Raw genomic sequence first — 24801 nt, 5'->3', positions numbered from 1 at the left:
CGTCACTCTTCGCCGAGGAAGGGTTGCGGATCACCGCAACCCACGCGCACCACCTCGGGCTCGCCATCGGCCAGGTTGATCACGGTGGAAGCCTCCATGCCACCGTGGCCGCCATCGATGATCAGGTCCACCTGGTGTTCGAGGATCTGCCGCATCTCGTAGGGATCGCTCATGGGCAGGCTCTCGCCGGGGAGGATCAGGCTCGTACTCATCAGCGGTGCACCGAGTTGCTCCAGCAGCGCCAGGGCGATGGGGTGGTCCGGCACGCGCATGCCGATGGTGCGCCGCTTCGGATGCATCAGCATGCGCGGCACTTCGCGGGTGGCGCTGAGGATGAAGGTGTAAGGTCCCGGCGTGTGCGCCTTGATCAGTCGGAAGGCGGCGGTATCTACCTTGGCGAAGACCCCGATCTCTGAAAGATCCCGGCACACCAGGGTGAAATTGTGCTTGTCGTCCAGCCGGCGCAGGCGGCGGATACGGTCCACGGCGCCCTTGTCGCCGATCAGGCAGCCCAGGGCGTAGGACGAATCGGTGGGATAGACGATCACCCCGCCCGCCTTGATGATTTCCACGGCCTGCTTGATCAGGCGCGCCTGTGGATTTTCCGGGTGTACCTGGAAAAATTGACTCACGACATCTCCCTGTTCAGAGGGCAGCAGTAGGGCTGTGTGCATGGCGGAAGCGCCCCCAGATCGGCGGCAGGTCATCCGGCAAGGGTCGGTACATGCCCAGCTCCGACCACTCACAGGGTGCATGGAAATCACTACCGGCACTGACCAGCATGCCGAACTCTCGCGCCAGGACGGCCAGATTTCCCACCTGGTCGGCCGGCTGCAGACCGTTCACCACTTCCAGCGCATGGCCGCCCGCCTGGATGAAATCCGCCACCAGCTTGCGCCGCTTGGCCCCTGTGAAGTTGTACTGCCAGGGGTGCGCCAGGCTGATCCAGGCTCCGGCGGAGCGCAGGGTGCCCACCGCCTCGGCGAGGGTCGGCCAATGTTGCTTGACGTCCCCCAGCTTGCCGGCCCCGAGCCACTTGCGAAACGCCTCGGCGCGATCGCTGACGAAACCGCCCCTTACCAGGAACTCGGCAAAATGCGGCCGCGCGGGTGCGTTGCCGCTGTCGCCCAGCTCCTGCTGCACCGCCCTCGCGCCTTCCAGGGCGCCGGGCATGCCCTTGGCGGCCAGGCGCCGGTCGATTTCCTCGGCCCGCGCCCAGCGGCCGCGACGCAGGTCGGCGATGGCCTGCTGCAGGACCGGGGCATCGGTGGCGAAGGCATAACCCAGTACGTGGATGGTGGCGCCGCCCCAGGTGCAGGACAGCTCGATACCGTTGATCAGCTGCATATCCAGTGCATTGGCCGCCTCGCGGGCCTCATCCAGGCCTTCCAGGGTGTCGTGGTCGGTCAGCGCCAGCACGCGGACGCCGCGCTCGAAGGCGCGCGCAACCAGGGCGGCGGGGGCAAGGGCGCCGTCGGAGGCCGTACTGTGGCAATGCAGGTCGATCTGCATGGGGTTCGCTTTCGCTAGGGGAATGGTTTGTTATTATGCCGCCACATCCCGCTTCTGGCTGCCGCCGTGAAACAATTCATCGACTTCATCCCGCTCATTCTCTTCTTCATCGTCTACAAACTGGATCCGCGCGCCGTCGAGCTGGCCGGGCATACCTATATGCTAGGCGGTATTTTCAGCGCCACCGCGGTTCTGATCATCAGCTCGGTGATCGTCTATGGGGCGATCTTCCTGCACCAGCGCCGCCTGGAAAAAGGCCAGTGGCTGACCCTGGTGGCCTGCCTGGTGTTCGGCGGAATGACCCTGGCCTTCCACAGCGAAACTTTCCTCAAGTGGAAGGCGCCCGTGGTGAACTGGCTGTTCGCGCTGGCGTTCGCCGGCAGCCACTTCATCGGCGACAGGCCCCTGATCCAGCGGGTGATGGGCCATGCGCTGAACCTTCCGCAGCCGATCTGGGTGCGCCTGAACCTCGCCTGGATCGCCTTCTTCCTGGTCTGCGGCTTCGCCAACCTCTTCGTGGCCTTCACCTTCCACGAGTTCTGGGTGGACTTCAAAGTCTTCGGCAGCCTCGGCATGACCGTGCTCTTCCTGGTCGGCCAGGGCGTCTATCTGGCTCGTCACATCCACGACGGCGAAACCGAAAAGCCCCAACAGTAAGGACTCCCATGCTCTACGCCATCATCGCCACCGACGTGGCCGGTTCCCTGGAAAACCGCCTCGCCGCCCGCCCCGCGCACCTCGCTCGCCTGGAGCAGCTCAAGGCCGAAGGCCGCCTCGTGCTGGCCGGCCCGCACCCGGCGGTGGACAGCAACGACCCGGGCAGCGCCGGCTTCACCGGCAGCCTGATCGTCGCCGAGTTCGAATCCCTCGAAGCGGCCAGGGCCTGGGCCGATGCCGACCCCTATCGCGCCGCCGGCGTCTACGCCGAGGTGGTGGTCAAGCCGTTCAAGAAGGTACTGCCCTGACCTGACGATCTTCAGCCACCCAAGCCAGGAAATCGGAGGTCCTATGCACGCTGGTCAATTGCCCATGCTGTTTACCGCCGCGCTGCTCTGCAGCCTGGCCCAGGCTGAAGAACCCCGACAACTGTCGACTAGCGGCGCGGCAGTTGCCGCCGCACCGGGCAATGCCCTGGTCGCCCAGCTGCAGCGCCAGTTGGCTGAAAGCGAACGCCAGCGCAACGAGCTGAGTTCAAGACTCGAAGCCGCAAGCGGCGCGCCGGACAATGCCCAGCTCGCCCGCCTGCGCCAGGAAAACCAGCGCCTCAAGCTGCAACTGGAAGAGGTCCGGGCCTTGCAGGCTCCGCGCCTGCTCAGCGAACAACAGACCTGGTTCGCGGTCGGCGCGGGTGTCGCCCTGCTCTCCCTGGTAACCGGCCTGATCGCCCGCGGCGGGCGCCGCCAGCGCCGTCAATGGATCAACTGAACCGCACCATGAGCGAACTGCTGCTAATCGACGACGACCAGGAACTCTGCGAACTCCTGATCAGCTGGCTCAGCCAGGAAGGCTTCAGCGTCCGCGCCTGCCATGACGGCCAGTCGGCACGGACCGCCCTGGCCGAGCACGCGCCGGCAGCGGTCGTGCTGGACGTGATGCTGCCCGATGGCAGCGGCCTGGAATTGCTCAAGCAGCTGCGCACCGACCATCCGGAGTTGCCGGTCGTCATGCTTTCCGCCCGCGGCGAACCGCTGGACCGGATTCTCGGCCTGGAACTGGGTGCCGACGACTACCTCGCCAAACCCTGCGACCCCCGCGAGCTCACCGCGAGGCTGCGCGCGGTGCTGCGCCGCACCCAGCCACCGCAGCCCTCCAGCCAGCTGGAACTGGGCGACCTCTGCTACAGCCCGGTGCGCGGCATCGTCACCATCGGCAGCCACGAGATCAGCCTGACCCTGTCCGAGGGCCGTCTGCTCGAAGCGCTGCTGCGCCAACCCGGCGAGCCCCTGGACAAGCAGCAACTGGCGCAGCTGGCCCTGGGCCGCAAGCTGACCCTCTACGACCGCAGCCTGGACATGCATGTCAGCAACCTGCGCAAGAAGCTCGGCCCGCATGCCGACGGCCGTCCGCGCATCCTGGCGCTGCGGAGTCGCGGCTACTACTACAGCGCCTGAGAACCTGCCCACGATCAGCTGCGCGTCGGCCCTGCGGCGTTGAAAACAGGCTCGGAATGCTCATTTACAACTGTAAACTCGCATGCGAGCCCAGTCCGCTTCCTCGCCTGTTTTCGCCTTGCATGGCTCTAGCTCGCAAGATCGTGAACAGGTTCTGTATTTACCCAGGCTTTACCCAGGACTGACCGCACTTGACCTTGCCCTCCCTAGACTGGGCACATCCGGCAACCGGCCGGAATCGAGACTAGGAGAAACACCATGCGCAAGACCCTCATCGCCCTGCTGCTCGCCGCTACCCTGCCGACCCTGGCCATGGCCATGCCGGAAGGCGGCCCGCGCCATGAGCATGGTTTCGGCGGCCACATGTTCCGGGAGCTGGACCTCACCCAGGAGCAGCGCCACGAAATCGGCAAGTTGATGCGCGAACAGATGAAAGCCCGCCACGAGATCACCCAGCGCTACCTGGACAAGCTGCCGGCCGCCGAGCAGAAAGCCATGCAGGACGAGCTCAAGGCTGCCGAGACCAAGAACCGCGAAGCCATCCGTGCCCAGCTCAAGCCGGAGCAGCAGAAGACCTTCGACGAGATGCAGAAGCAGATGGAAGAACGCCGCGCGGAACGCGCCGAATTCGAAGCCTGGAAGGCCGAGAAAGCCAAGAAGGCCGAGTAAATCCGTGCGGCTTGTCCGCAAACCCCAGTCCCGCCCATCAGGTCAACCGGCCTGATGGGCTTTGTCGTTCGGGAGCTCCACTTGCGCTCACTTTTCTGGCGAATCCTGGCCACCCTCTGGCTGGCCCTGGCCCTGGTGGCCGGCCTTTCCATCCTGCTCGGCCGCGCCCTGAACCAGGACGCCTGGATCCTCAGCCACCACCCGTCCCTGCAGGGGCTGGCCGAACGCCTGGTGCAGCGCTACGAGGACCAGGGCGCGGACGACACCCAGCGCTACCTGGAACACTTCCGCCATCGCGCGCGAATCGACGTGCAGATCCTCAACGACACCGGTCAACTGGTGGTGGAAGGCACCTTCCCGCACCGCGCCGCCGCCTTCGAGGCGCGCCAGAAGAATCCGCGACGCCTGCCCTGGCGACGCCTCACCGAGGAATACACCAGCCCGTCCAGCGGCGAGTCCTACCTGCTGATCTACCGTATCCCTTACCCCGAGCTGGACGCCTGGCACCGCGACAGCCTGCTCTGGCCGGTCAGCGCCCTGGGCATCGCCCTGGTGGTGATGACCCTGTTCAGCCTGGCCCTGACCCTCTCGATCACCCGCCCGCTCAATCGCCTGCGCAGCGCGGTGCATGACCTCGGCCAGACCACCTACCAGCAGGACAGCCTGGCCCGCCTGGCGCGTCGGCGCGACGAACTGGGCGTGCTGGCCGGCGACTTCAACCGCATGGGCCAGCGCCTGCAGGGCCTGATCGGCAGCCAGCGCCAGTTGCTGCGTGACGTTTCCCACGAATTGCGCTCGCCATTGGCGCGCCTGCGCATCGCCCTGGCCTTGGCGGAACGGGCCGAACCCCAGCAGCGCGAGGCCCTCTGGCCACGTTTGGACCGGGAGTGCGACCGGCTGGAAGCCCTGATCAGCGAAATCCTCGCCCTCGCCCGCCTGGACGCCGAACCCGGCGCGCGCCACGTCATCGCGCTGCGGCCGTTACTGGAAAAGCTGCGGGAAGATGCGCGGTTGCTGGCGCCGGACCAGGAGATCCGCATCGACTGCGCAGGCGATCCACAGCTCGAAGGCTGGCCCGACATGCTGGAGCGGGCGCTGGACAACCTGCTGCGCAATGCCCTGCGGTTCAATCCACAGGGGCAGCCGGTGGAGGTGACGGTGAAGGAACAAGCGAGCGGTCTGGAGATCACGGTCCGCGACCACGGCCCGGGCGTTGCCGCCGAACACCTGGCGCAACTGGGCGAGCCCTTCTTCCGCGCGCCCAATCAGTCCGGCGCCGGCCACGGCCTGGGTCTGGCCATCGCACGCCGGGCCGTGGAGCGCCACAGCGGCAGCCTGCGCCTGGGCAATCATGCCGAGGGCGGCTTCATCGCCACCCTGGAACTGCCGCTGCCGGTAAACGCCTGATCAGCCCCAGGCCTGGACGAAGTCCGCCGGAGCCAGCTCCGGCGCGGCGCGGCGGTCACCCTCGACACTGCCCAGGTAGAGGAAGCCGACGACCCGCTCCTGCTCGCCGAGCCCCAGGCCGGCGGCCACGGTGCGGTCGTAAGCCAGCTCGCCGGTACGCCACATGGCCCCCAGGCCCTGGGCGTGGGCGGCCAGCAGGATGCCATGGGCGGCGCAGCCGGCGGAGAGGAGTTGCTCGACCTCCGGCACTTTGTGCCCGGCCTGCAGGGTAGCGATCACCACCACCATCAGCGGCGCCCGCAGCGGCATGTTGCGCGCCTTGCTGATGGCTGCCTCGGGGGCCTGCGGGTCCTTGGCCAGCACGGCGGAAACGAAGAGCTCGCCAAGCTTCTCGCGGGCCTCGCCTTCGATGGTGAGGAAACGCCAGGGGCGCAGGTAGCCATGGTCCGGTGCACGCAGGGCGGCCCGGAACAGCAGTTCGCGCTGGGCGGCATTCGGCGCCGGCTCCTGCAGGCGGGCCAGGGATACGCGGTTGAGCAGAGCGTCGAGAGCCTCCATCGGCTACCTCCAGAAAACAGAAAGCCGGCATTCTAGCCCGATAACGCGACTCAGTCTCACGCGACCCGGTCTGGTACCAGATGGGGTCTCAGTGGCGGCAGGCCATAGGCGACGCGGGCGGTGTCGCAGTGGGCATTGTGCTCGCCATTCTCCCGGGATGCCTCGAACTCGCGGCAGCCGCCATTTCCACGCCGGGTTTACAGGGCGCGGGGCGCGGTTAGAATTGCGCCTTTCGCCCATCAACCAGAAAAAGAACCCATGGCCCTGCCGACCCTCCGCATTATCGGCTTCCTCATCGGCATCTTCCTGATCACCCTCGCGGTCAGCATGGCCATTCCCGTCTTGACCCTGGTGTTCTATGACCGCACCGGCGACATCAATTCCTTTATCTGGTCGAGCCTGATCACCTTCGTCGCCGGCCTGGCGCTGGTGATTCCCGGGCGTCCGGAGCAGGTGCACCTGCGTCCCCGCGACATGTACCTGCTGACGGTGTCGAGCTGGATAGTCGTCGGCATCTTCGCCGCCCTGCCCTTTCTCCTGACCCAGCACATCAGCTACACCGATGCCTACTTCGAAAGCATGTCCGGTATCACCGCCACCGGCGCCACGGTGCTGAGCGGGCTGGACAGCATGTCGCCGGGCATCCTGATCTGGCGCTCGCTGCTGCACTGGCTGGGCGGCATCGGCTTCATCGGCATGGCGGTGGCGATCCTGCCATTGCTGCGCATCGGTGGCATGCGCCTGTTCCAGACCGAGTCCTCCGACCGCTCGGAAAAGGTCATGCCGCGCTCGCACATGGTGGCCAAGTACATTGTCGCGGTTTATATCGGCTTCACCCTGCTCGGCAGCCTGGCCTTCTGGGCCGCCGGCATGGGCCTGTTCGACGCGGTCAACCACGCCATGTCCGCCATTTCCACCGGCGGCTTCTCCACCTCCGACCAGTCCCTGGCCAAATGGGAACAGCCGGCGGTGCACTGGGTGGCGGTGGTGGTGATGATCCTCGGCAGCCTGCCCTTCATGCTCTATGTGTCGGTGCTGCGCGGCCACCGCATGGCGCTGTTCAAGGATGAGCAGGTGCAAGGCTTCCTCGCCCTGCTGCTGGTCATCTGGCTGGTGCTCGGCACCTGGTACTGGCTGACCACCCAGCTGCACTGGCTGGATGCCCTGCGCCACGTGGCGGTGAACACCACCTCGGTGCTCACCACCACCGGCTTCGCCCTCGGCGACTACAGCCTGTGGGGCAACTTCTCGCTGATGCTGTTCTTCTACCTGGGCTTCGTCGGCGGCTGTTCCGGCTCCACCGCCGGCGGCATCAAGATCTTCCGCTTCCAGGTGGCCTACATCCTGCTCATGGCCAACCTCAAGCAACTGGTGCACCCGCGCGCGGTGATCAAGCAGATCTACAACGGCCATCGCCTGGACGACGATATCGTCCGCTCGATCCTGACCTTCTCCTTCTTCTTCACCATCATCATCTGCGCCATCGCCCTGGGCCTGTCCCTGCTGGGGCTGGACTGGATCACCGCCCTCACCGGTGCGGCCGCCACGGTATCCGGCGTCGGTCCTGGCCTGGGCGAGATCATCGGCCCGGCGGGCAACTTCTCCACCCTGCCGGACAGCGCCAAGTGGCTGCTGACCCTCGGCATGCTGCTGGGCCGCCTGGAAATCCTCACCGTGCTGGTGCTGATGACGCCTTACTTCTGGCGGCATTGAGGCAGGGAGCCTCGGCACGATCCACTGTGGGGGCGATTTCAATCGCGAAGCAGGCCGAAGGCCTGCCCTGCAACTTCCGCCGGATGGGCTGCTGGCGAAGCGCAACGCAGCGAGCCCAAGCCGCGCAACGTTGGGCCTCGTTCCTCGGCGCCAACCTACGCCCCCCGAAATCGCGAATGAATTCGCTCCTACAGCCGCGCGCGGTATTCCCCGGGCGTGCTGTCGAACCAGCGGCGGAAGGCGCGGAAGAAATTGCTCGGATCGGCAAAACCCAGCAGGTAGGCGATTTCCAGCAGGGTCAGGTTGGCTTGCGCCAGGTACTGCTCGGCCAGCTCACGGCGGGTGTCGTCGAGCAGTTGCTGGAAGCTCACCCCCTCTTCCTGCAGGCGTCGCTGCAGGGTGCGCTGGGACAGGTGCATGGAGCTGGCCACCACCTCGCGCTTGGGCTCGCCCTGGGGCAGCAGGCGGCAGAGCACCTGGCGCACCTGGTGAGTGACCCGGGTGCCGGAGAAGCGCACCAGGTAGTCACCGGCGAAACGATCATGCAACTGGGCCAGGGATTCGTTGGCCGTGGGCAGTGGCGTCTCCATGTCGGCGCGGCTGAACAGCAGCGCGCAATGCTCGGCATGGAAACGCAGCGGCGCCTGGAACACCTGGCGATAAGGGTCGAGGTCGCTCGGCTGCGGCCCCTGGAAGCGGATCTCCAGTGGATTGATCGGCCGTCCGGTCATCCAGCGGCAGAAGGCCAGGCAGTAGGCCATGGACGCCTCCGCACTCTGTCGCGCCGGCGGTAGCCGATCACCATGGATCGAAAGGCGCAGTTCGTAGCCTTCGGGGGTGGCGCAGAAGCTGAGATCGGCGCCTTCGGCGATGATCCGCTGGTAGCGCACCAGGCGAGCGAAGCCTTCCTTGAGGCTACGGCTGGACATCAGCGCATAGCCCACCACGTGAAACGAAGCCGGGCGCACCACCTTGGCCATGTTCAGGCCGATCGCGGGGTTGCCGGACAGCTCCACGGCGCGCAGCCACAGGCGCGTCATGCCGTCCTGGGGGAAGCGGGCGTCGGGATCATTCAGTGCCTGGTAATCGAGACCGAGTTCGGGAAACAGGTTGCGGCAGTCCACTCCGCCCATTTCCAGGGCCTGGACGATCCCCAGGGCCCAGCTCGAAGATGTCGTGCGTTCGCTCATGGCGCCTTCTTGTTCTGAGGTTCAAGGCAGCCGCCGGCAGGCCGGCGGCGTGCCGGCAAGGATACTAAAGTGGCGCTCATTGTCACTGGCTCGCGCAAGCACCGGCCCTACACTCAGCAGACAACAAGAACCTGGAGCCGCCGCCATGCCCGCCGAGTCCGCCAACCGCTTCCAAAGCTTCGCCGAGTTCTACCCGTACTACCTGCAGGAACACAGCAACGACACCTGCCGCCGCCTCCACTACGTGGGCAGCCTGCTGGTGCTGGGCATCCTTGGTTACGCCCTGGCCACCCAGCAGTGGCTCTGGCTGCTGGCCCTGCCGTTGGCCGGCTACGGCTTCGCCTGGGTCGGCCACTTCGTTTTCGAGAAAAACAAGCCGGCCACCTTCAAGTATCCGTTCTACAGTTTCATGGGCGACTGGGTGATGCTCAAGGACGCCCTGACCGGCCGTATCCGCTTCTGACCCGGCAGCCCGGACCGCCGGCCCTCTGGCCGCAGGTGCCGGGCTTGGTTATGATCCCGCTCCTGCCAATGCCGTGGCCCAGGACTTGCAGCGTTCCCCGAACGCCCCAGCCCGGCGTCAAGAAAGCATCAGGGACAGAGCCCAGCCATGAAGCCCTTGCTCGACACTTCCTCCGCGACGCCCGTCCTGCGCGAGTACTACTCCCGGGTCCTGGCCTACATGGCCATCGCCGCGAGCATCGCCGCCGGCACTTACGCCCAGCATTTCAGCGTCGACATCCTCTGGATGGTGCCTTACGCCCTGCTCTACCCGCACCTGGCCCATCACATCGGCCTGCGTTTCCCGGGCGAGCGCACCGATCGCATCCTGCTCGCGGTCGACACCTTCCACTCCGGCGCCACAGTGGCCCTGCTGGGTTTCTCCGTGGTACCCGCGCTGATGATCCTGCTCACCCTCGGCTTCAGCGCCATGATCCTCGGCGGCCTGCGCCAGACGGCCCTGGTGCTGTCCGGCACGCTGGCCAGCATGGGCGCCGTCGGCGTCCTGCTGCAGCCTGAGTTCAAGGGCGGTACCCCGGCGCTGGTGGCGCTGATCAGCGTGCTCTTCACCAGCCTCTACATCTGCATCATCGCCTTCTTCGTCCACCAGCAGGGCCTGCGCCTGGCCCAGGCCCGCAGCGAGATCAAGCGCGAACAGGAAAAGGCCGCGCGGCTGGCGCGCAACCTCGCCAAATACCTGTCGCCCCAGGTCTGGGAAATGATCTTCAGCGGCAAGAAGAGCGTGCGTCTGGAAACCCAGCGCAAGAAGCTCAGCGTGTTCTTCTCCGACATCAAGGGCTTCACCGAACTGTCCGAGGAACTGGAAGCCGAGCAACTGACCGACCTGCTCAACAACTACCTCAACGACATGTCGAAGATCGCCCTCAAGTACGGTGGCACCATCGACAAGTTCGTCGGCGACGCCGTCATGGTGTTCTTCGGCGACCCCGCCACCCAGGGTGCCAAGAAGGACGCCGTGGCAGCCGTGTCCATGGCGGTGGCCATGCGCAAGCACATGAAGGTCCTGCGCCAGCAGTGGCGCGCCCAGGGCATCACCAAGCCCCTGGAAATCCGCATGGGCATCAACACCGGCTACTGCACCGTGGGCAACTTCGGCGCCGACACGCGCATGGACTACACCATCATCGGCCGCGAGGTGAACCTGGCCAGCCGCCTGGAAAACGCCTCCGAAACCGGCGAAATCCTTATTTCCCACGAGACCTACTCGCTGGTGAAGGACGTGATCATGTGCCGCGACAAGGGCCAGATAAACGTCAAGGGCTTCACCCGCCCGGTGCAGATCTACCAGGTGGTGGATTTCCGCCGCGACCTGGGCGCCGCCTCCAGCTACGTCGAGCACGAACTGCCGGGCTTTTCCATGTACCTGGATACCAACAGCATCGAGACCTACGACAAGGCCAAGGTCATCCAGGCCCTGCAGCAGGCGGCGGAAAAGCTGAAGGACAAGATCATTCCCTGAACCCCGACTGCCAGGGTTGCAACCTCACTTGTAGGGGCGAATTCATTCGCCAAGCAGGCCGAAGGGCTGCCTATCGAGGTTGAAAGGGGGCAGCTGCGCTGCCCTTGGCGAATGAATTCGCCCCTACAGCTCAGGGATCGCCCTCATGGACGGTTCAAGGCACGGCTCGCCATCCAGCAACGGCTGCCGCGCCAGGAACTCCAGCGCCGAAGCCCGCCAGGACAACCGCCCCGCCCGCTCGGCACAGCCTTCGCGATCCAGTTCCAGGGCCGCCAGGCAGGCGCGCTGCAGGTCCTCGTCCAGGCATCCGGTGACGCCAGGCTCCAGCACATCCAGCGGCCCCGTCACGGGGAAAGCCGCCACCGGCGTGCCGCAGGCCAGGGCCTCGAGCATCACCAGGCCATAGGTATCGGTCAGCGAGGGGAAGACCAGCACGCTGGCGCTGGCGTAGAAACGCGCCAGATCCTCGCCCTGGCGATAGCCGAAGAAACGCGCTTCGGGATAGCACGCTTCCAGCTCGCCACGCAGCGGACCGTCGCCCACCACCCATTTCTCCCCCGGCAACTCCAGCTTGAGGAAGGCCTCCAGGTTCTTCTCGGGAGCCAGGCGGCCGACGCAGAGGAACACCGGTTGCTCCGGCCTGGGCAGCGCCAGGGGGCGGAACACTTTCGTGTCCACACCCTTGCGCCACAGGTTCAGCCAGACCAGGCCGCGGCTGGCGAAGGTCTCGCGCATCCGCTCGGTGGTCACCAGCACCGCCCGGCTGGGCCAATGGAACAGCCGCAGGTAGGCGTAGCCCCAGGCAAGGGGTATCCAGGGCCAGCGTCCGTGCACGTATTCGGGAAAGCGGGTGTGGATGGCGCTGGAAAAAACCAGGCCGCGCCTGACCAGCCAGCGCCTGGCCGCCCAGCCCAGCGGACCCTCGGTGGCCAGGTGCACGCAGTCGGGCTGGAAGGCTTCGATCATCGGTCCCATCCGCCAGAGGTCCCAGGCCAGGGGGATTTCCGGATAGCTCGGGCAAGGCCGGCAGCGGAATGCCTGGGGCGACAACAGCAACACCTGATGACCGAGAGCCTCGAGTTCGGCCACCAGGTGTTGCAGGCTGGTGACCACTCCGTTCACCTGGGGCAGCCAGGCGTCGCTGACGATCAGAATCCTCATGCCGCCGGCTCGGCCAGCTCCACCGCGCGGGCCTCCAGTTCCCGCGCCTGGGCGTCGGCCAGGCGATAGAGTTCGATGCTGCCGTCCCAGTGCTCGATCAGCGCCGTGCAGGACTCCACCCAGTCGCCGCAATTGAGGTAGTCCACCTCGCCCACCTTGCGGATTTCCGCGTGGTGGATGTGACCGCAGACCACGCCGTCCAGGCCGCGCTTGACGCACTCGTGGGCGATGGCTTCCTCGAAGTCGCTGATGAAGTTCACCGCGCTCTTCACCTTGTGCTTGAGGTAGGCCGACAACGACCAGTAACCGTAACCCCAGCGCTCGCGCCAGTGATTGAGCCAGCGATTGAGGGTCAGGGTGAATTCGTAGGCGGAGTCGCCGAGAAAGGCCAGCCACTTGTGGTAGCGGGTGATCACATCGAACTGGTCGCCGTGGATCACCAGCATGCGGCGGCCGTCAGCGGTCTCGTGTACCGCCTCGTCCACCAGCTGGATGTTGCCCAGCATCAAGGCCGAGTAGCGGCGCAGGAATTCGTCGTGGTTGCCGGTGACATAGATCACCTCGGTGCCGCGCTTGCTCATGGTCAGCAGGCGGCGGATCACGTTGGTGTGCGCCTGGGGCCAGTAAATGCCGCCTCTGAGCTTCCAGCCGTCGATGATGTCGCCCACCAGGTAGATGCGGTCGGCGTGGTACTGCTTGAGGAACCGCGCCAGGTGCTCGGCCTGGCAGTCGCGGGTGCCGAGGTGGACGTCAGATATCCACAGGGTGCGCACGCGCTGCTTGCGGGGCTTGGTCTTGCTGACGGGTTCCAGGCGTTCGACGCTGCTCATGTGGCGACCTCCGGCGGGGTTTCGCCGATGGTGGGCCCAGGCGGTGAAGTGCGAATGACGGCGAAATTGCAGACCGATGACAGCGCATCCGCGACGACTGGCGGTAAACTGGCCGCCTGTTTCGAGGTGACCGCCATGCATTCGATCCTGTCCCTGCGCCAGTACAACCACGATCTGCTGGTCCACAGCCACAGCCACGCCCAATTGGTGTTCGGCCTGAACGGCAGCCTGGACTTCGAAGTGGATGGCCATGGCGCGCGGGTCGAACGCCAGACCCTGGCGGTGGTGCCGCCCGAAGCCCGGCATGCCTGCGGCAGCCCCGGCGGCAGCCTGTGCCTGGTGGTGGACGTGCCCGACGATGACTGGCTGCGCAGCACCCTGGGCCGGCACTTCGACGCCGGCCGGCGCCTGCTGGAACGCCCCGGCGCTTTGAACCTGAATCCGGCGCAGAGCCAGCTGGTCAGCTGGATCGCCGCCAGCCCCCTGGCCGACGAAGTGATTTCCGGTCAATCTGCCGGCCTGCTCCTGGCCAGCCTGGCCGCGCCGGGCGTCCAGGTGGAAGAAAGCAGCGCCCTGCCCCTGGCGGCCCTGGAGGCCCATATCGACCAGCACGCCGCCCACCCCCTGCAGGTGGCCGATCTGGCGCGCCTCTGCGGTCTGTCGGTAGCGCGCTTCCATGCGCGTTTCCTCGCCGAGACCGGGCAGACGCCCATGGACTACGTGCGCTCCCGGCGCCTGCATCTGGGCCGCCAGTTGCTGCTGGAAAGCCGCCTGGCGGTGGGCGAGATCGCCGCAAAGGTCGGTTACAGCTCCCAGAGCGCCTTCACCGCCGCCCTTTCCCGCGAGTTCGGCGTCACTCCGCGCGCCTTGCGCAACGTCCGCGAGTAACGCGACAAATCCCACGAGCCTGGCGACAGACAAGTCCTCCCGAGGCCACTAGACTGGCTCGATCATTTTCAGGGAGAACGCCATGTCCACCATCGAATGGGATGACTTCCAGCGCGTCGAATTGCGCGTCGGCACCATCCTGTCCGCCGCCCCCAATGCCAAGGCGATCAAGCCGGCCTACGTGCTGGAAGTGGACCTGGGCGAGCTCGGGGTGAAGACGTCCAGCGCCCAGGTCACCGCTCACTACGAGGCAGAAGAACTGGTCGGACGCCAGGTGCTCTGCGTCTGCAACTTCGCGCCCAAGCGCATTGCCGGCGTCCGCTCGGAAATCCTGGTCACCGGCGTGCATGACGATGACAACAAGGTGGTGCTGGCCAGCTTCGACAAGCCGCTGCCCAACGGGGCGCGCCTGGCATGAAGGAACGCCACGCGCTGCTGGCCATCCACCTGGGCGCCCTGCTGTTCGGGCTGTCCGGGATCTTCGGCAAGCTCGCCGATACCGCGCCCATGGTCATCACCGTTGGCCGCGGCCTGTTCGCGGTGATCGCCCTGGCGCTCTTCGCCCAGCTCATCACCCGGACCCGCAGCGCCAATCCGAGCCTGCGCCAGCTGGCCATGCTGGCCCTCGGCGGCGTGCTGCTGGGCACCCACTGGATCACCTTTTTCCACGCGGTGCAGGTGGGCGGCGTGGCCATCGCCACCCTCGGCTTCGCCAGCTTCCCGGCCTTCACCCTGTTGCTGGAAGGGCTGCTGTTCCGCGAACGCATCCGCACCCAGGAAATCCTCATCGTTGCCCTGGTGAGCCTGGGCCTGGTGCTGGTCACGCCCAGTTTCGAGTTCGCCAGCCAGGCTACCCAGGGGTTGCTCTCGGCGATTCTCTCGGGGCTGCTGTTCTCCCTGCTGTCGCTGCTCAACCGCGTCAGCGTCAAGGGCCTGGACCCGGTGAAGGCCGCGCTTTGCCAGAACCTCACCATCGTTCTCCTGCTGGCGCCCTTCTGCTGGCCGCTGCTGGCTGGGGTGAAGGCCATGGACTGGCTGTGGATCGCCCTGCTCGGGGTGTTCTGCACGGGTCTTGCCCACAGCCTGTTCGTCGCCAGCCTGAAGGTGCTGAAGGCGCGTACCACGGCGGTGATCTTCGCCCTGGAACCGGTCTACGGCATCGCCTTCGCCTGGTGGCTGTTCGACGAACAACCCGGCCTGCGCATGCTGGCCGGCGGCGCGCTGATCATCTTTGCCATCGCCCTGTCGGCGCGCAAAGGTGCGTCGGCCGAGACCAAGGCGGCGCCAGCGACGCCGTGATTCCTTGTAGGGGCGAATTCATTCGCCAAGGGCCGCACAGCGGCCCCTGACGGCTGATGGGTATCAGGAACGGTCGTTGTGGCCCAGGTCCCGCGCCGGGTCGATCTGGTCGCGCACCCGCTGCTTCAGCACCTTGGCCTCGGGGAAACCGCCATCGGCCTTGCGTTCCCAGATCTGCACGCCGTCGCAGGTGATGCGGAACACCCCGCCAGTACCCGGCTCCAGGCTCACCCGGCCGAGGTCGTCGCTGAAGGTACTGAGCAGTTCCTGGGCCAGCCAGGCGGCGCGCAGCAGCCACTGGCATTGGGTGCAATAGGTGATGACAATTTCGGGCTTGGGCGTGGGCATGGTCAGCTCGGCGACAGGATCGGGCGCCCTATAATAGCCGCCTTCCGCCTTCCGCCTGACCAGGGATGTGTTATGCGCCGCCTGCTGCTTTGCCTGCTGTTCCTCCCCCTGCTCTGCCTCGCCCAGCCCGAACCGCGCATCGGCCTGGTGCTGTCCGGCGGCGCCGCCCGCGGGCTGGCCCATATCGGCGTGCTCAAGGCTCTGGAGGAACAGGGCATCAAGGTCGACGCCATCGCCGGCACCAGCATGGGCGCGGTGATCGGCGGGCTCTACGCCGCGGGCTACCAGGTGGACGAACTGGAAAAGCTGGCCACCCGCCTGGACTGGCAACAGGCCCTGTCCGACGACCCGCCGCGGCAGGAAGTCCCCTTCCGCCGCAAGCAGGACGACCGGGATTTCCTGGTCAAGCAGCGCCTGAGCTTTCGCGATGACGGCAGCCTCGGCCTGCCGCTCGGGGTGATCCAGGGCCAGAACCTCGCCCTGTTGCTGGAAAGCCTGCTGGTGCACACCAGCGATACCCGCGACTTCGACAAGCTGGCCATCCCCTTCCGCGCCGTCGCCACCGATATCGCCACCGGTGAAAAGGTGGTGTTCCGCCGCGGCCACCTGCCCCAGGCGATCCGCGCCAGCATGTCCATTCCCGCCGTGTTCGCCCCCGTCGAGGTGAACGGCAAACTGCTGGTGGACGGCGGCATGGTGGACAACATCCCGGTGGACGTGGCCCGGGAGATGGGTGTCGACCGCGTGATAGTGGTGGACATCGGCACACCGCTGCGCTCGCGCAAGGAACTGGCCACAGTGGTGGACGTGCTCAACCAGTCCGTCACCCTGATGACGCGCACCAACTCCGAAGCCCAACTGGCCACCCTGGAGCCCACGGACGTGCTGATCCAGCCGCCATTGGCCGGTTACAGCGCCACCGACTTCGGCCGCTCCCGCGACATGATCGAGGCCGGCTACCGCGCCACCCGGATCCTCGCCGGCCGCCTGGCCGAACTTCGCCCGCAGGCCACCGACCACGACCTGGCCCTGGACAGCGCGCGGCTACCCAACGAACGCACACCGGTGATCCGCAGCATCCTGATCGAGAACGACTCGAAGATCAGCGACGCGGTGATCCGCCGCTACATCCGCCAGCCCCTTGGCGAACGGCTGGACCTGGAACGCCTGCAGAGCGACATGAGCACGCTCTACGGCCTGGATTACTTCGAGCAGGTGCAGTACCGGCTGGTCAAACGCAAGGACGGCAACGCCCTGGTGATCAACGCCCGTGGCAAGCGTGCCGGCACCGACTACCTGCGCCTGGGGCTCAACCTCTCCGACGACATGCGCGGCGACAGTGCCTTCAATCTGGGTGCCAGCTACCGCAAGAACGGCATCAACGAACTGGGTGCCGAATGGCTGACGCGCCTGCAGCTGGGCGACCACCAGGAGCTCTACAGCGAGTTCTACCAGCCGCTGGATGCCGGCTCGCGCTACTTCGTCGCCCCCTACCTGTTCGGCGAGGCGCAGAACGTCGAGGCCATCGAAGACAACGACCCCATCGCCGAATATCGCCTGGAACGCTACGGCTACGGCCTCAACCTCGGCCGGCAGATCGCCAACAACGGCGAGATCCGCTTCGGCGTCGGCCAGGCCTGGGGCCAGGCCGATGTACGGGTGGGTGAGCGCGACCTGCCCAGCTTCGAGTTCACCGAAGGCTACTACGAGCTGAAGTACTCCTTCGACACCCTGGACAACGTGGACTTCCCCCACGAGGGCGAGGACGTCGGCCTGACCTTCCGCCAGTACGACCCGAGCCTGGGTTCGGACGACCGCTATCGACAGTGGCAGCTCAGCCTGGACAAGGCGCTGGGCTCAGGCCCGGACACCTTCGTCCTCGGCGGCCGCTACGGGCGCACCCTGGACCAGGCCGACGTGATCACCTCCAGCTTCCTGCTGGGCGGCGCGCGGCAGCTCTCGGGCTTCCGCCAGGACGCCCTCAGCGGACAGAACATCAGCCTGGCGCGAGGGATCTACTACCGTCGGCTGACGCGCCGCTCCTTTCTGCCGCTGGATTTCCCGGTGTACCTCGGCGGCAGCCTCGAGCGCGGCCGCGCCTGGAACAACGACAACAGTTTCGACAGCGGCTACATCAATGCAGCGAGCATCTTCATCAGCTTCGACACACCCCTGGGCCCCCTGGACTTCAGCTACGGCCTCAACGACGAAGCGGAACGGGCGCTCTACCTCAACCTCGGCAGGGTGTTCTGACCGCATGGGGCCTGCCCTTGTAGGAGCGAATTCATTCGCGAATGCAGGACGCAGTCCTGCCGTAGGGTGGATGACGCTCTTTTCATCCACCATCGATGCCCCAACCGGCCCCCGAATGGTGGACCGGTGAAGCGTGGTCCACCCTACGAATTTTGTAGAGTAGGAGCGAATTCATTCGCGAATGCAGGACACAGTCCTGCCGTAGGGTGGATGACGCTCTTTTCATCCACCAGCGGCGCCCGACCGGACCTCGAATGGTGGACCGATGAAGCGTGGTCCACCCTACGACTGCCGTGGTTCCGGAATAACCAAATGACGTTTCAGTATTAAAAAGACATATGTCATTCCGCTATAGTCGGGCGCTCACACTGCCCAGAAGGAACGCCACGTGAAACGACTGTTCTCCGCCTCCCTCCTTGCCGCCGGCCTGGCCCTGGCCCTGGCCAGCACCGTCCAGGCCGCGCCGACCCTGCTCAACGTTTCCTACGACGTGATGCGCGACTTCTACAAGGATTACAACGCTGCCTTCCAGAAGCACTGGCAAGCGGAAAAGGGCGAGAACATCACCCTGCAGATGTCCCACGGCGGCTCCAGCAAGCAGGCTCGCGCCGTGATCGACGGCCTGCCGGCCGACGTCATCACCATGAACCAGGCGACCGACATCAACGCCCTCGCCGACAACGGCGGCCTGGTGCCGCAGAACTGGGCCAGTCGCCTGCCGAACAACAGCGCGCCCTTCACCTCGGCCACCGTGTTCATCGTGCGCAAGGGCAACCCCAAGGGCCTGAAGGATTGGCCCGACCTGCTCAAGGACGGTGTGCAGGTAGTGGTGCCCAACCCCAAGACGTCCGGCAATGGCCGCTACACCTACCTCTCCGCCTGGGGCTACGTGCTGAAGAACGGCGGTGACGAGAACAAGGCCAAGGAATTCGTCGGCAAGCTGTTCAAACAGGCGCCGGTACTGGACACCGGTGGCCGCGCCGCCACCACCACCTTCATCCAGAACCAGATCGGCGACGTGCTGGTGACCTTCGAGAACGAAGCCGAGATGATCGCCCGCGAGTTCGGCCGCGGCGGCTTCGAAGTGGTCTACCCCAGCGTTTCCGCCGAGGCCGAACCGCCGGTGGCCGTGGTCGACAAGGTAGTGGACAAGAAAGGCACCCGCGCCGCCGCCGAGGCCTACCTCAAGTACCTGTGGAGCGACGAAGGCCAGACCATCGCCGCCAACAACTACCTGCGTCCGCGCAACCCGGAGATCCTCGCCAAGTTCGCCGATCGCTTCCCCAAGGTGGAGTTCCTCTCCGTGGAGAAAACCTTCGGCGACTGGCGTGAGGTGCAGAAGACCCACTTCAACGACGGTGGCGTCTTCGACCAGATCTACAGCGGTCAGTAAAACCCGGACCTGCCCGCGTCAGCGGGCAGGTTTCCATCCCTGGGCCTTCAGGGCCTCCAGCAACACCTCTCCCTCCAGTGCCGGCACCCGCCGGCCATCCGCGCAGCGCATCTCCTGCCCGGCCAGCAGCGCATTGATGATGGCCTCCTCCACCACTTCAGCGGCCGCCAGGAACAGCGGCGAGATGTGGTCGTTGTTGACCATCTGCAGCGGCGTGCTGAATGGCAGGTCCTTGCGCCCGTAGTCCGCCGTCGGCAGGTCGTGGTTGCCGGTGGCGAAGGCGACGAAAATGTCGCCGCTGGCGTCCTCGGTGCCGCCGCCGGTGCGGGCGATACCGATGGAGGCGCGCTGGGCCAGGCGTTGGCACTGGTGCGGCAGCAGGGGCGCGTCCGTGGCCAGGATCACCACGATCGAGCCCATGCCCGGCGTGTCGCGCTCGGCGAAGGGCGACTCGATCTCCCCCAGCAACCGCCCCACCGGGTAACCGTCCACCCGCAGCTCGCGGCGCATGCCGTGGTTGGCCTGCACCAGCGCGCCCACCGTCCAGCCGCCCTGCTCCGCCGCCAGGCGCCGGGAGGCGGTGCCGATGCCGCCCTTGAACTCGTGGCAGATCATCCCCGTACCGCCGCCCACCGGCCCCTCTGCCACCGCACCGCCGTGCGCATCGGCCAGGGCTTCGGCCACCTGGGCCGGACCGACATGCTGGCCCCAGATATCGTTGAGCAGGCCATCGTAGGTTTCCATCACCACCGGCATGCACCAGTAGACAGTGTCCCCTGCCTGTTCCCGCTCCGCGGCCACCAGGGCGTCGCGCACCACCCCAACGCTGTGGGTGTTGGTGATGGCCAGTGGCGTGGTCAGCAGGCCCGCCTCGCGTATCCATTCCAGGCCGGTGGCGTCGCCGTTGCCATTGAGCACATGGCAACCGGCGAAGCAGGGTTTCTCCCGCGCCGAGCCGGCGCGGGGCTGCACCAGGGTCACGCCGGTGCGCACCGGCTTGCCGTCGTGCTCCGTGCAGAGGGTGCTGTGGCCGACCCGTACCCCCGGGACATCCGTGATGGCGTTGAATTCACCCGGCGTGCCGAGTCCGATGTTGATTCCAAGTTGACGCGCGCGCATGACGACTCCTGTGTCTCAGAGTTTCTGGAAAGCCGGGCTGAGCTTGCCGTAGGTACCGTAGAGGATGACCGACAGCGCCAGCAGCCCGCAGATGATCAAGAGGTCCTGGGCGGAGGCTTCCAGCGCCAGGTTGAGCAGCAGATACCCCGCCCCGATCGTTGCCGCCAGCGCCGGCAGGGGCCAGAGCGGCATGCGGTAGCTGTGCTCGACATCGCGCCGCAGCACCCGGCTGAACAGCGCGCAGAGGGCGACGATCAGGTAGACCAGGACGATCAGCAGCACGGTGAAGGAGGTCATTTCCGCCAGGTTGGAGCTGAAGCTGAGCAGCGCCGAAGGGATCGCCAGGAACAGGGTGGCCAGCCAGGGCGACTCCCAGCGTGGATGGATACGGGTGAAGGCGCGGTTCAGGGCGGGCATCCACAGCTCGTCGCGGCCGCTGCTGAAGATCACCCGGCCGATCTGGATCACGATGGCGATGATGGCGTTGAACACCGAGAGGAAGATGCCGGCCGCCACCAGCCGCGAGAGGGTTTCGTTGCCCAGGTTGGACAGCAGATAGCCGATGGGGTCCGGGCTGGCGATCAGCTCGGCGAGCGACGGCGCACCGATCAGGATGGCGGTCAGCGGCACCAGTTCGATTACCACCACCAGCAGCAGCGACCAGAGCACTGCCTTGTGCACATGCCGGCCACCGCACTTCATGTCCTCGGCCATCAGCACCGCGCCGCCGAAGCCGTTGTAGGAAAACAGTGCGGTACCCACGGCCGCGAACACCAGCGCCAGGGGCGCCGCACCCAGCACGCCGTTGTCGACGATCTGCGGTTGCAGCAGCACGCTGGCCGGCTGGTTGGCATTGCCGAAGCCGAGCACCACTATCACCAGCAGGGCGGCCACTTCCAGCAACAGGCAGATACCGGTTACCCAGGCGTTGAGCTTGATATTGAGAATGCCCAGCGCATAGCTGGCGGCGACCACCACCAGCGCCACGACCTGGGAATCGAAGTTGGTGCCCAGGGCGACATTCAGGTAGGTCGCCGCGCCGGTGGCCAGCACCGGCGGAATGAACAGCAGCATCGCCAGCACCATGAGGAAGGTGGCGTAACCGGCCATGCCGCCGAATACCCGCTTGGAGTAGACGTACTCGCCCCCGGCGGAGCAGTGGGCACGGCCCAGCTCCGAGTAGCACCAGGCGAACATCAGCGCCAGTACCGCGGCCAGCAGGAACGCCAGGAAGGCGCCGCTACCGGCCTGCTGGATGGCGAAGGGGGCGATGACGAAGACGGAACTGGCCGGCGTGACCGACGACACGGTGATGGCGACCACATCGGCGGTGCCCAGGGTGGGTTTCAGCGAACCCGTGGAAGAGCTCATATCCTGATCCTCTTGCTTGTTATTGGATTGAGGCAGAAACGAAGCGGGCCCCGCCGCGATGGCGGGAGAAGGCGTTGTTGTGGGGCGGATTCTGGGCGGGGCCATCCGGTGCGCCAATCACCCTATTGGAGTACGCCTCTTGAGGGGCCGGGCCCGCATCGGCCAAGCTTGCCCCCCGCCCCCACGCAATCGGAGAACCGGATGGACAGCCTGTTCAGGGAAGTCGGCCTGCACGCCAGCCTGGGCCGCACCATCGAGCAGATCGGCGGCGACCGCTTCTGGAAGCAACTGATCCTGCTGCTGCACCAGTGGCTGCCCTTCGACAATGCCCTGGCCACCTTCTACCCGGCCGACGGTGCGCCCCAACCCCTGGAGGAATACGACGCCGAGCCCCAGGCCGGCGGCGCCGCCATGGCCAGCTACCTGGACGGCCTCTACCTGCTCGATCCCTTCTACCAGGCCTGCCGCGAGGGCCTGGCAAGCGGCTTCTACCGTCTGGAAGAGATCGCCCCGGACCAGTTCCGCCAGAGCGAGTACTACCTCAGCTACTTCCACGACAATGTGCTGGAAGACGAGGTGCAGTTCATCGCACAGCTACCGGGCCAGGGCAGCCTGTCGCTGTCCCTGGGTATGCGCCGGCGGTTCAGCGCCGAAGAGTGCGGAACGCTGGGGCTGGTGAGCGGCTGGGTGCTGGCGCTGATGCAGCAGCACTGGCAGCAACGCAATCGTGCGCCCGCAGCGCCGCGTCACGATGAAGTGGCCTCGCAGGTGCGCGACGCCCTGAGCCAGTTCGGCGCGGGGGTATTGTCGGAAAGGGAACTGGAGATTGCCCGGCTGATATTGCGGGGTTACTCCTCCAAGGCCATGGCCGAGCGCCTGGCCATTTCGCCGGAAACGGTCAAGGTGCATCGCCGGCACCTCTACGCCAAGCTGGATATCTCGTCCCAGCCGGAGCTGTTCTCGCTGTTCATCCAGGCCCTGGGGCACGACCCGGAAAACCCCTGACCCCGGAAGACCGGGGCCGTCGGCCCCCTCTCCCCCCTTTTTCCCAGTCCTGACGACCGCTCATCCGAACATGCACAAACCGGAACGGCGTCACCATTTCTTCTTTTGACATTAATAATTATTTACAAATAACATCGCCGGCCGCACGGGAATAAGTCTCGGTCAGTCTCTCGCCATGGGCCGGCCGAACCGCTGCAGCTCGCGTCCATCCGGGCGCGAATGGGGATGGCGATTGCATAGAACAAGAGACAGAGCATGGAATTCTTTCATCTGGTGACCGCGCTGCTGCAGCAGGAAGCCAATTTCGAACTGGTGCGCCTCGCAATCCTGTACATGCACTTGATCGCCTGCTGCGTTGCGGTCGGCCTGGTCCTCACCAGCGACCTCGCCATGGCCCGGCAGCTGCTGCGCGGCGACGACTCCGCCCACTGTGGAAGTGCCCACCTCGAATCCCTGCAACGCACCATCTCGCGGGCCCTGCTGGTGCTCTGGCTGACCGGTGCCGCCATCATCCTGCTGGACATGTCCGTCAAGGGCTTGGCCTACCTGCTCAATCCCAAGCTGCAGGCCAAGGTTCTGATCGTTTCCCTGCTGACGCTGAACGGCATGCTGCTGCACCGCGCGGTGATGCCTGCCCTGGCCCGCGCCGGGAGCCTGCTCGGCCTCGAACCCGGCATGCGCGCCCTGACGCTGTTCGCCGGCACCGTTTCGGCGGTGTCCTGGTTCTACGCCGCACTGTTGGGGGTTGGGCGGCCGCTGGCGTGGAAGTACAGCCTGGTCGAACTGATGATGGCGTACCCGCTGCTGATCGTCGCCGGCTACGGCGCCATGCGCCTGCTGGTGACCATGGCAAGCAGACGCAACAGGGCGGAAGCGTCTCCCGCTACCCTCCCCGACCGCCAGTGATCCCCGCTCCGGGCGCCGCCGCGCCCGGTCCACCTAGCGGAACGTCTCTACCCAGTCGGCGAATTCCATGCACTGGCCGAAACTCACCACATCGGGGGTATCGGCCAGACAGTCGATGGAAGTACGGCTCCTGTCGTTGCTCACGTAGTCACTGATGCACTCGCGCTCATTGCGCTTCAGACCCTTGTAGAAGTCGTCCATCTTGTACATGGCCTGGTCCAGCTGATTCTGGGTGATCTTCTGCTTGCGCAGCGCATCGCGGCCGAGCTTCTGCGTCTCGTTGATCAGCGTGGGCATCCGGGCGATGGCCGTGGAGCACTGTTGCCTGCCCTTCTCATGCAACTGGCCAGGATCGGGCGAGCGCTGCGCGACTTTCGTCTCGGCAACCGGGCCCGGCGCGGCCGGCTGCGCCTGCCCCCCATCCATGGCATTGACCTGCAGGTGCTGGGTTTCCACCGAGCGGCTCTGGGGCGGCGGTGTATCGGTGAAATGCAACTTCCCGTCGGCATCGCGCCACTGGTAGACCTGGGCGGCAAGGGGCTGGGCCAGCAATACGGCAAGGGTGGCGAGCGCGATACGGTGTAGCATCCATGGCCTCCGAGATAGCGGAATGCCAGCACAGTACCCAAGCTGTTTCAGCGGTGCAACAGGGGCATGCCTTGCTTTGCCTGCGGGGGCGAATTCGTTGGCTATACCTGCGTTAGCTGTTGCAGAACCGAATAGAAGCGGGGCCTTTCAGGTTTCCGTGCCTGCCTGGAACCTCCCTCATCCGACCGCGGCCCGCCCCGGCCCCCGCCCTGCGCCCCGGCCCGATCGCTTCGCGCTCAGGCGTTCATCGGCACCGGAAGCGGTGCTTCCGAAACGTGCCTCTTCACCCCGGAGGGAGAGGGGTGACTCGCGCCGGATGCGATCAATCATTCCTGATGCCAACTCGCTGCCTGCCAGTTTGCAGAAAAGGTGGGGCGGGGACTGCGCCCCGTCAGGAGGCCGAGCGGAATCGTTGCGCAGGGGGACGAGCGGCATGGATGCCGCGAGAGGCGTGCGGGGCCATGGATGGCCCCTCACGCCGCGCCCCCGGCGCAACGAT

At 66.0% G+C, this 24801-nt stretch carries 26 protein-coding genes and 1 pseudogene; 16 read left to right on the top strand and 11 right to left on the bottom strand.

All coding sequences use genetic code 11. The features are described from left to right. Positions 1-2: 2 nt before the first annotated feature. Together ACFW0H_RS09785 and ACFW0H_RS09780 are read right to left on the bottom strand one after the other, a co-directional pair. Complete coding sequence (locus tag ACFW0H_RS09785) at positions 3-632, bottom strand: L-threonylcarbamoyladenylate synthase (RefSeq protein WP_422913703.1); 630 nt, start codon at positions 630-632, stop codon at positions 3-5. Between the two features lie 13 nt (positions 633-645). Beyond that, a complete protein-coding gene (locus tag ACFW0H_RS09780; protein ID WP_422913702.1) occupies positions 646-1512 on the bottom strand; it encodes a PHP domain-containing protein in 867 nt (288 codons plus the stop codon). A 66-nt stretch (positions 1513-1578) separates the two neighbouring features. Here ACFW0H_RS09780 and ACFW0H_RS09775 point away from each other — a divergent pair, with 66 nt between their 5' ends. The 6 genes from ACFW0H_RS09775 (at position 1579) to ACFW0H_RS09750 (ending at position 5699) form a co-directional block, all read left to right on the top strand. Further along, the gene (locus ACFW0H_RS09775) at positions 1579-2169 is read left to right on the top strand and encodes a septation protein A (RefSeq protein ID WP_422913701.1); all 591 of its coding nucleotides are present in this window, start codon (positions 1579-1581) and stop codon (positions 2167-2169) included. A gap of 8 nt (positions 2170-2177) precedes the next feature. After that, a complete protein-coding gene (locus ACFW0H_RS09770) occupies positions 2178-2477 on the top strand; it encodes a YciI family protein (RefSeq protein ID WP_422913700.1) in 300 nt (99 codons plus the stop codon). Positions 2478-2520: 43 nt separating this feature from the next. After that, the gene (locus ACFW0H_RS09765) at positions 2521-2937 is read left to right on the top strand and encodes a hypothetical protein (protein WP_422913699.1); all 417 of its coding nucleotides are present in this window, start codon (positions 2521-2523) and stop codon (positions 2935-2937) included. 8 nt (positions 2938-2945) lie between these two features. Then, positions 2946-3623: a response regulator transcription factor gene (locus tag ACFW0H_RS09760; RefSeq protein WP_422913869.1), complete on the top strand. Its 678-nt coding sequence runs from the start codon at positions 2946-2948 to the stop codon at positions 3621-3623. Between the two features lie 258 nt (positions 3624-3881). Next, positions 3882-4292: an LTXXQ domain protein gene (locus tag ACFW0H_RS09755; protein WP_422913698.1), complete on the top strand. Its 411-nt coding sequence runs from the start codon at positions 3882-3884 to the stop codon at positions 4290-4292. 54 nt (positions 4293-4346) lie between these two features. Beyond that, positions 4347-5699 carry a sensor histidine kinase gene (locus ACFW0H_RS09750; RefSeq protein WP_422913697.1) on the top strand — a complete coding sequence of 451 codons (1353 nt, stop codon included), beginning with the start codon at positions 4347-4349 and terminating at the stop codon, positions 5697-5699. Here ACFW0H_RS09750 and ACFW0H_RS09745 read toward each other — a convergent pair whose 3' ends face one another. Both ACFW0H_RS09745 and ACFW0H_RS09740 read right to left on the bottom strand, forming a co-directional pair. After that, entirely contained in the window at positions 5700-6257 is a 558-nt protein-coding gene (locus ACFW0H_RS09745; protein ID WP_422913696.1) for a nitroreductase family protein, read from the bottom strand. It abuts the gene before it with no gap. Positions 6258-6313: 56 nt separating this feature from the next. Next, positions 6314-6433, bottom strand: a pseudogene (locus ACFW0H_RS09740) (YkgJ family cysteine cluster protein); the annotation flags it as partial. 82 nt (positions 6434-6515) lie between these two features. Here ACFW0H_RS09740 and ACFW0H_RS09735 point away from each other — a divergent pair. Further along, positions 6516-7970, top strand: a complete 1455-nt coding sequence (locus ACFW0H_RS09735; protein ID WP_422913695.1) for a TrkH family potassium uptake protein — start codon at positions 6516-6518, stop codon at positions 7968-7970. Positions 7971-8158: 188 nt separating this feature from the next. Here the strand turns inward: ACFW0H_RS09735 and ACFW0H_RS09730 are convergent, their stop codons facing one another. Next, complete coding sequence (locus tag ACFW0H_RS09730) at positions 8159-9160, bottom strand: AraC family transcriptional regulator (RefSeq protein ID WP_422913694.1); 1002 nt, start codon at positions 9158-9160, stop codon at positions 8159-8161. Between the two features lie 145 nt (positions 9161-9305). Between ACFW0H_RS09730 and ACFW0H_RS09725 the strand changes: the two genes are divergently transcribed. Together ACFW0H_RS09725 and ACFW0H_RS09720 are read left to right on the top strand one after the other, a co-directional pair. Next, a complete protein-coding gene (locus tag ACFW0H_RS09725; RefSeq protein ID WP_422913693.1) occupies positions 9306-9623 on the top strand; it encodes an Mpo1-like protein in 318 nt (105 codons plus the stop codon). Between the two features lie 147 nt (positions 9624-9770). Beyond that, complete coding sequence (locus ACFW0H_RS09720; RefSeq protein ID WP_422913692.1) at positions 9771-11141, top strand: adenylate/guanylate cyclase domain-containing protein; 1371 nt, start codon at positions 9771-9773, stop codon at positions 11139-11141. 123 nt (positions 11142-11264) lie between these two features. Here the strand turns inward: ACFW0H_RS09720 and ACFW0H_RS09715 are convergent, their stop codons facing one another. Next, a complete protein-coding gene (locus tag ACFW0H_RS09715) occupies positions 11265-12302 on the bottom strand; it encodes a glycosyltransferase family 4 protein (protein WP_422913691.1) in 1038 nt (345 codons plus the stop codon). Further along, a complete protein-coding gene (locus ACFW0H_RS09710) occupies positions 12299-13132 on the bottom strand; it encodes a UDP-2,3-diacylglucosamine diphosphatase (RefSeq protein WP_422913690.1) in 834 nt (277 codons plus the stop codon). The genes ACFW0H_RS09715 and ACFW0H_RS09710 overlap by 4 nt, the downstream gene beginning before the upstream one ends. Positions 13133-13267: 135 nt before the next feature. Between ACFW0H_RS09710 and ACFW0H_RS09705 the strand changes: the two genes are divergently transcribed. From ACFW0H_RS09705 to ACFW0H_RS09695, 3 genes are all read left to right on the top strand, one after another. After that, positions 13268-14020, top strand: coding sequence for a helix-turn-helix transcriptional regulator (locus tag ACFW0H_RS09705; protein WP_422913689.1), 753 nt, complete (start codon positions 13268-13270; stop codon positions 14018-14020). Between the two features lie 82 nt (positions 14021-14102). Further along, entirely contained in the window at positions 14103-14438 is a 336-nt protein-coding gene (locus ACFW0H_RS09700; protein ID WP_422913688.1) for a tRNA-binding protein, read from the top strand. After that, positions 14435-15319: a DMT family transporter gene (locus tag ACFW0H_RS09695; RefSeq protein WP_422913687.1), complete on the top strand. Its 885-nt coding sequence runs from the start codon at positions 14435-14437 to the stop codon at positions 15317-15319. The genes ACFW0H_RS09700 and ACFW0H_RS09695 overlap by 4 nt, the downstream gene beginning before the upstream one ends. A gap of 63 nt (positions 15320-15382) precedes the next feature. Here the strand turns inward: ACFW0H_RS09695 and ACFW0H_RS09690 are convergent, their stop codons facing one another. After that, positions 15383-15667, bottom strand: coding sequence for an Rdx family protein (locus ACFW0H_RS09690; protein WP_422913686.1), 285 nt, complete (start codon positions 15665-15667; stop codon positions 15383-15385). 72 nt (positions 15668-15739) lie between these two features. Between ACFW0H_RS09690 and ACFW0H_RS09685 the strand changes: the two genes are divergently transcribed. Both ACFW0H_RS09685 and ACFW0H_RS09680 read left to right on the top strand, forming a co-directional pair. After that, a complete protein-coding gene (locus tag ACFW0H_RS09685; protein WP_422913685.1) occupies positions 15740-17920 on the top strand; it encodes a patatin-like phospholipase family protein in 2181 nt (726 codons plus the stop codon). 388 nt (positions 17921-18308) lie between these two features. Next, entirely contained in the window at positions 18309-19313 is a 1005-nt protein-coding gene (locus ACFW0H_RS09680) for a sulfate ABC transporter substrate-binding protein (protein WP_422913684.1), read from the top strand. 18 nt (positions 19314-19331) lie between these two features. Here the strand turns inward: ACFW0H_RS09680 and ACFW0H_RS09675 are convergent, their stop codons facing one another. Next, positions 19332-20432 carry a DmpA family aminopeptidase gene (locus tag ACFW0H_RS09675; RefSeq protein WP_422913683.1) on the bottom strand — a complete coding sequence of 367 codons (1101 nt, stop codon included), beginning with the start codon at positions 20430-20432 and terminating at the stop codon, positions 19332-19334. Positions 20433-20447: 15 nt separating this feature from the next. Beyond that, complete coding sequence (locus tag ACFW0H_RS09670) at positions 20448-21803, bottom strand: APC family permease (RefSeq protein ID WP_422913682.1); 1356 nt, start codon at positions 21801-21803, stop codon at positions 20448-20450. Between the two features lie 201 nt (positions 21804-22004). On the opposite strand from ACFW0H_RS09670, the gene ACFW0H_RS09665 reads away from it, so the two are divergent. Both ACFW0H_RS09665 and ACFW0H_RS09660 read left to right on the top strand, forming a co-directional pair. Beyond that, on the top strand, positions 22005-22808 hold the full coding sequence (locus ACFW0H_RS09665; RefSeq protein WP_422913681.1) for a helix-turn-helix transcriptional regulator: 804 nt from the start codon (positions 22005-22007) through the stop codon (positions 22806-22808). A gap of 255 nt (positions 22809-23063) precedes the next feature. After that, positions 23064-23714, top strand: coding sequence for a hypothetical protein (locus ACFW0H_RS09660; RefSeq protein ID WP_422913680.1), 651 nt, complete (start codon positions 23064-23066; stop codon positions 23712-23714). A 33-nt stretch (positions 23715-23747) separates the two neighbouring features. Here the strand turns inward: ACFW0H_RS09660 and ACFW0H_RS09655 are convergent, their stop codons facing one another. Continuing rightward, on the bottom strand, positions 23748-24302 hold the full coding sequence (locus ACFW0H_RS09655) for a DUF4124 domain-containing protein (protein WP_422913679.1): 555 nt from the start codon (positions 24300-24302) through the stop codon (positions 23748-23750). Between the last annotated feature and the right edge of the window lie 499 nt (positions 24303-24801).

Source organism: Metapseudomonas cellulosilytica (genome assembly GCF_049334135.1).
GTDB lineage: Bacteria > Pseudomonadota > Gammaproteobacteria > Pseudomonadales > Pseudomonadaceae > Metapseudomonas.
The sequence above is the reverse complement of the archived record's forward strand: the minus strand, read 5'-3'. Positions and strand labels throughout refer to the sequence as shown.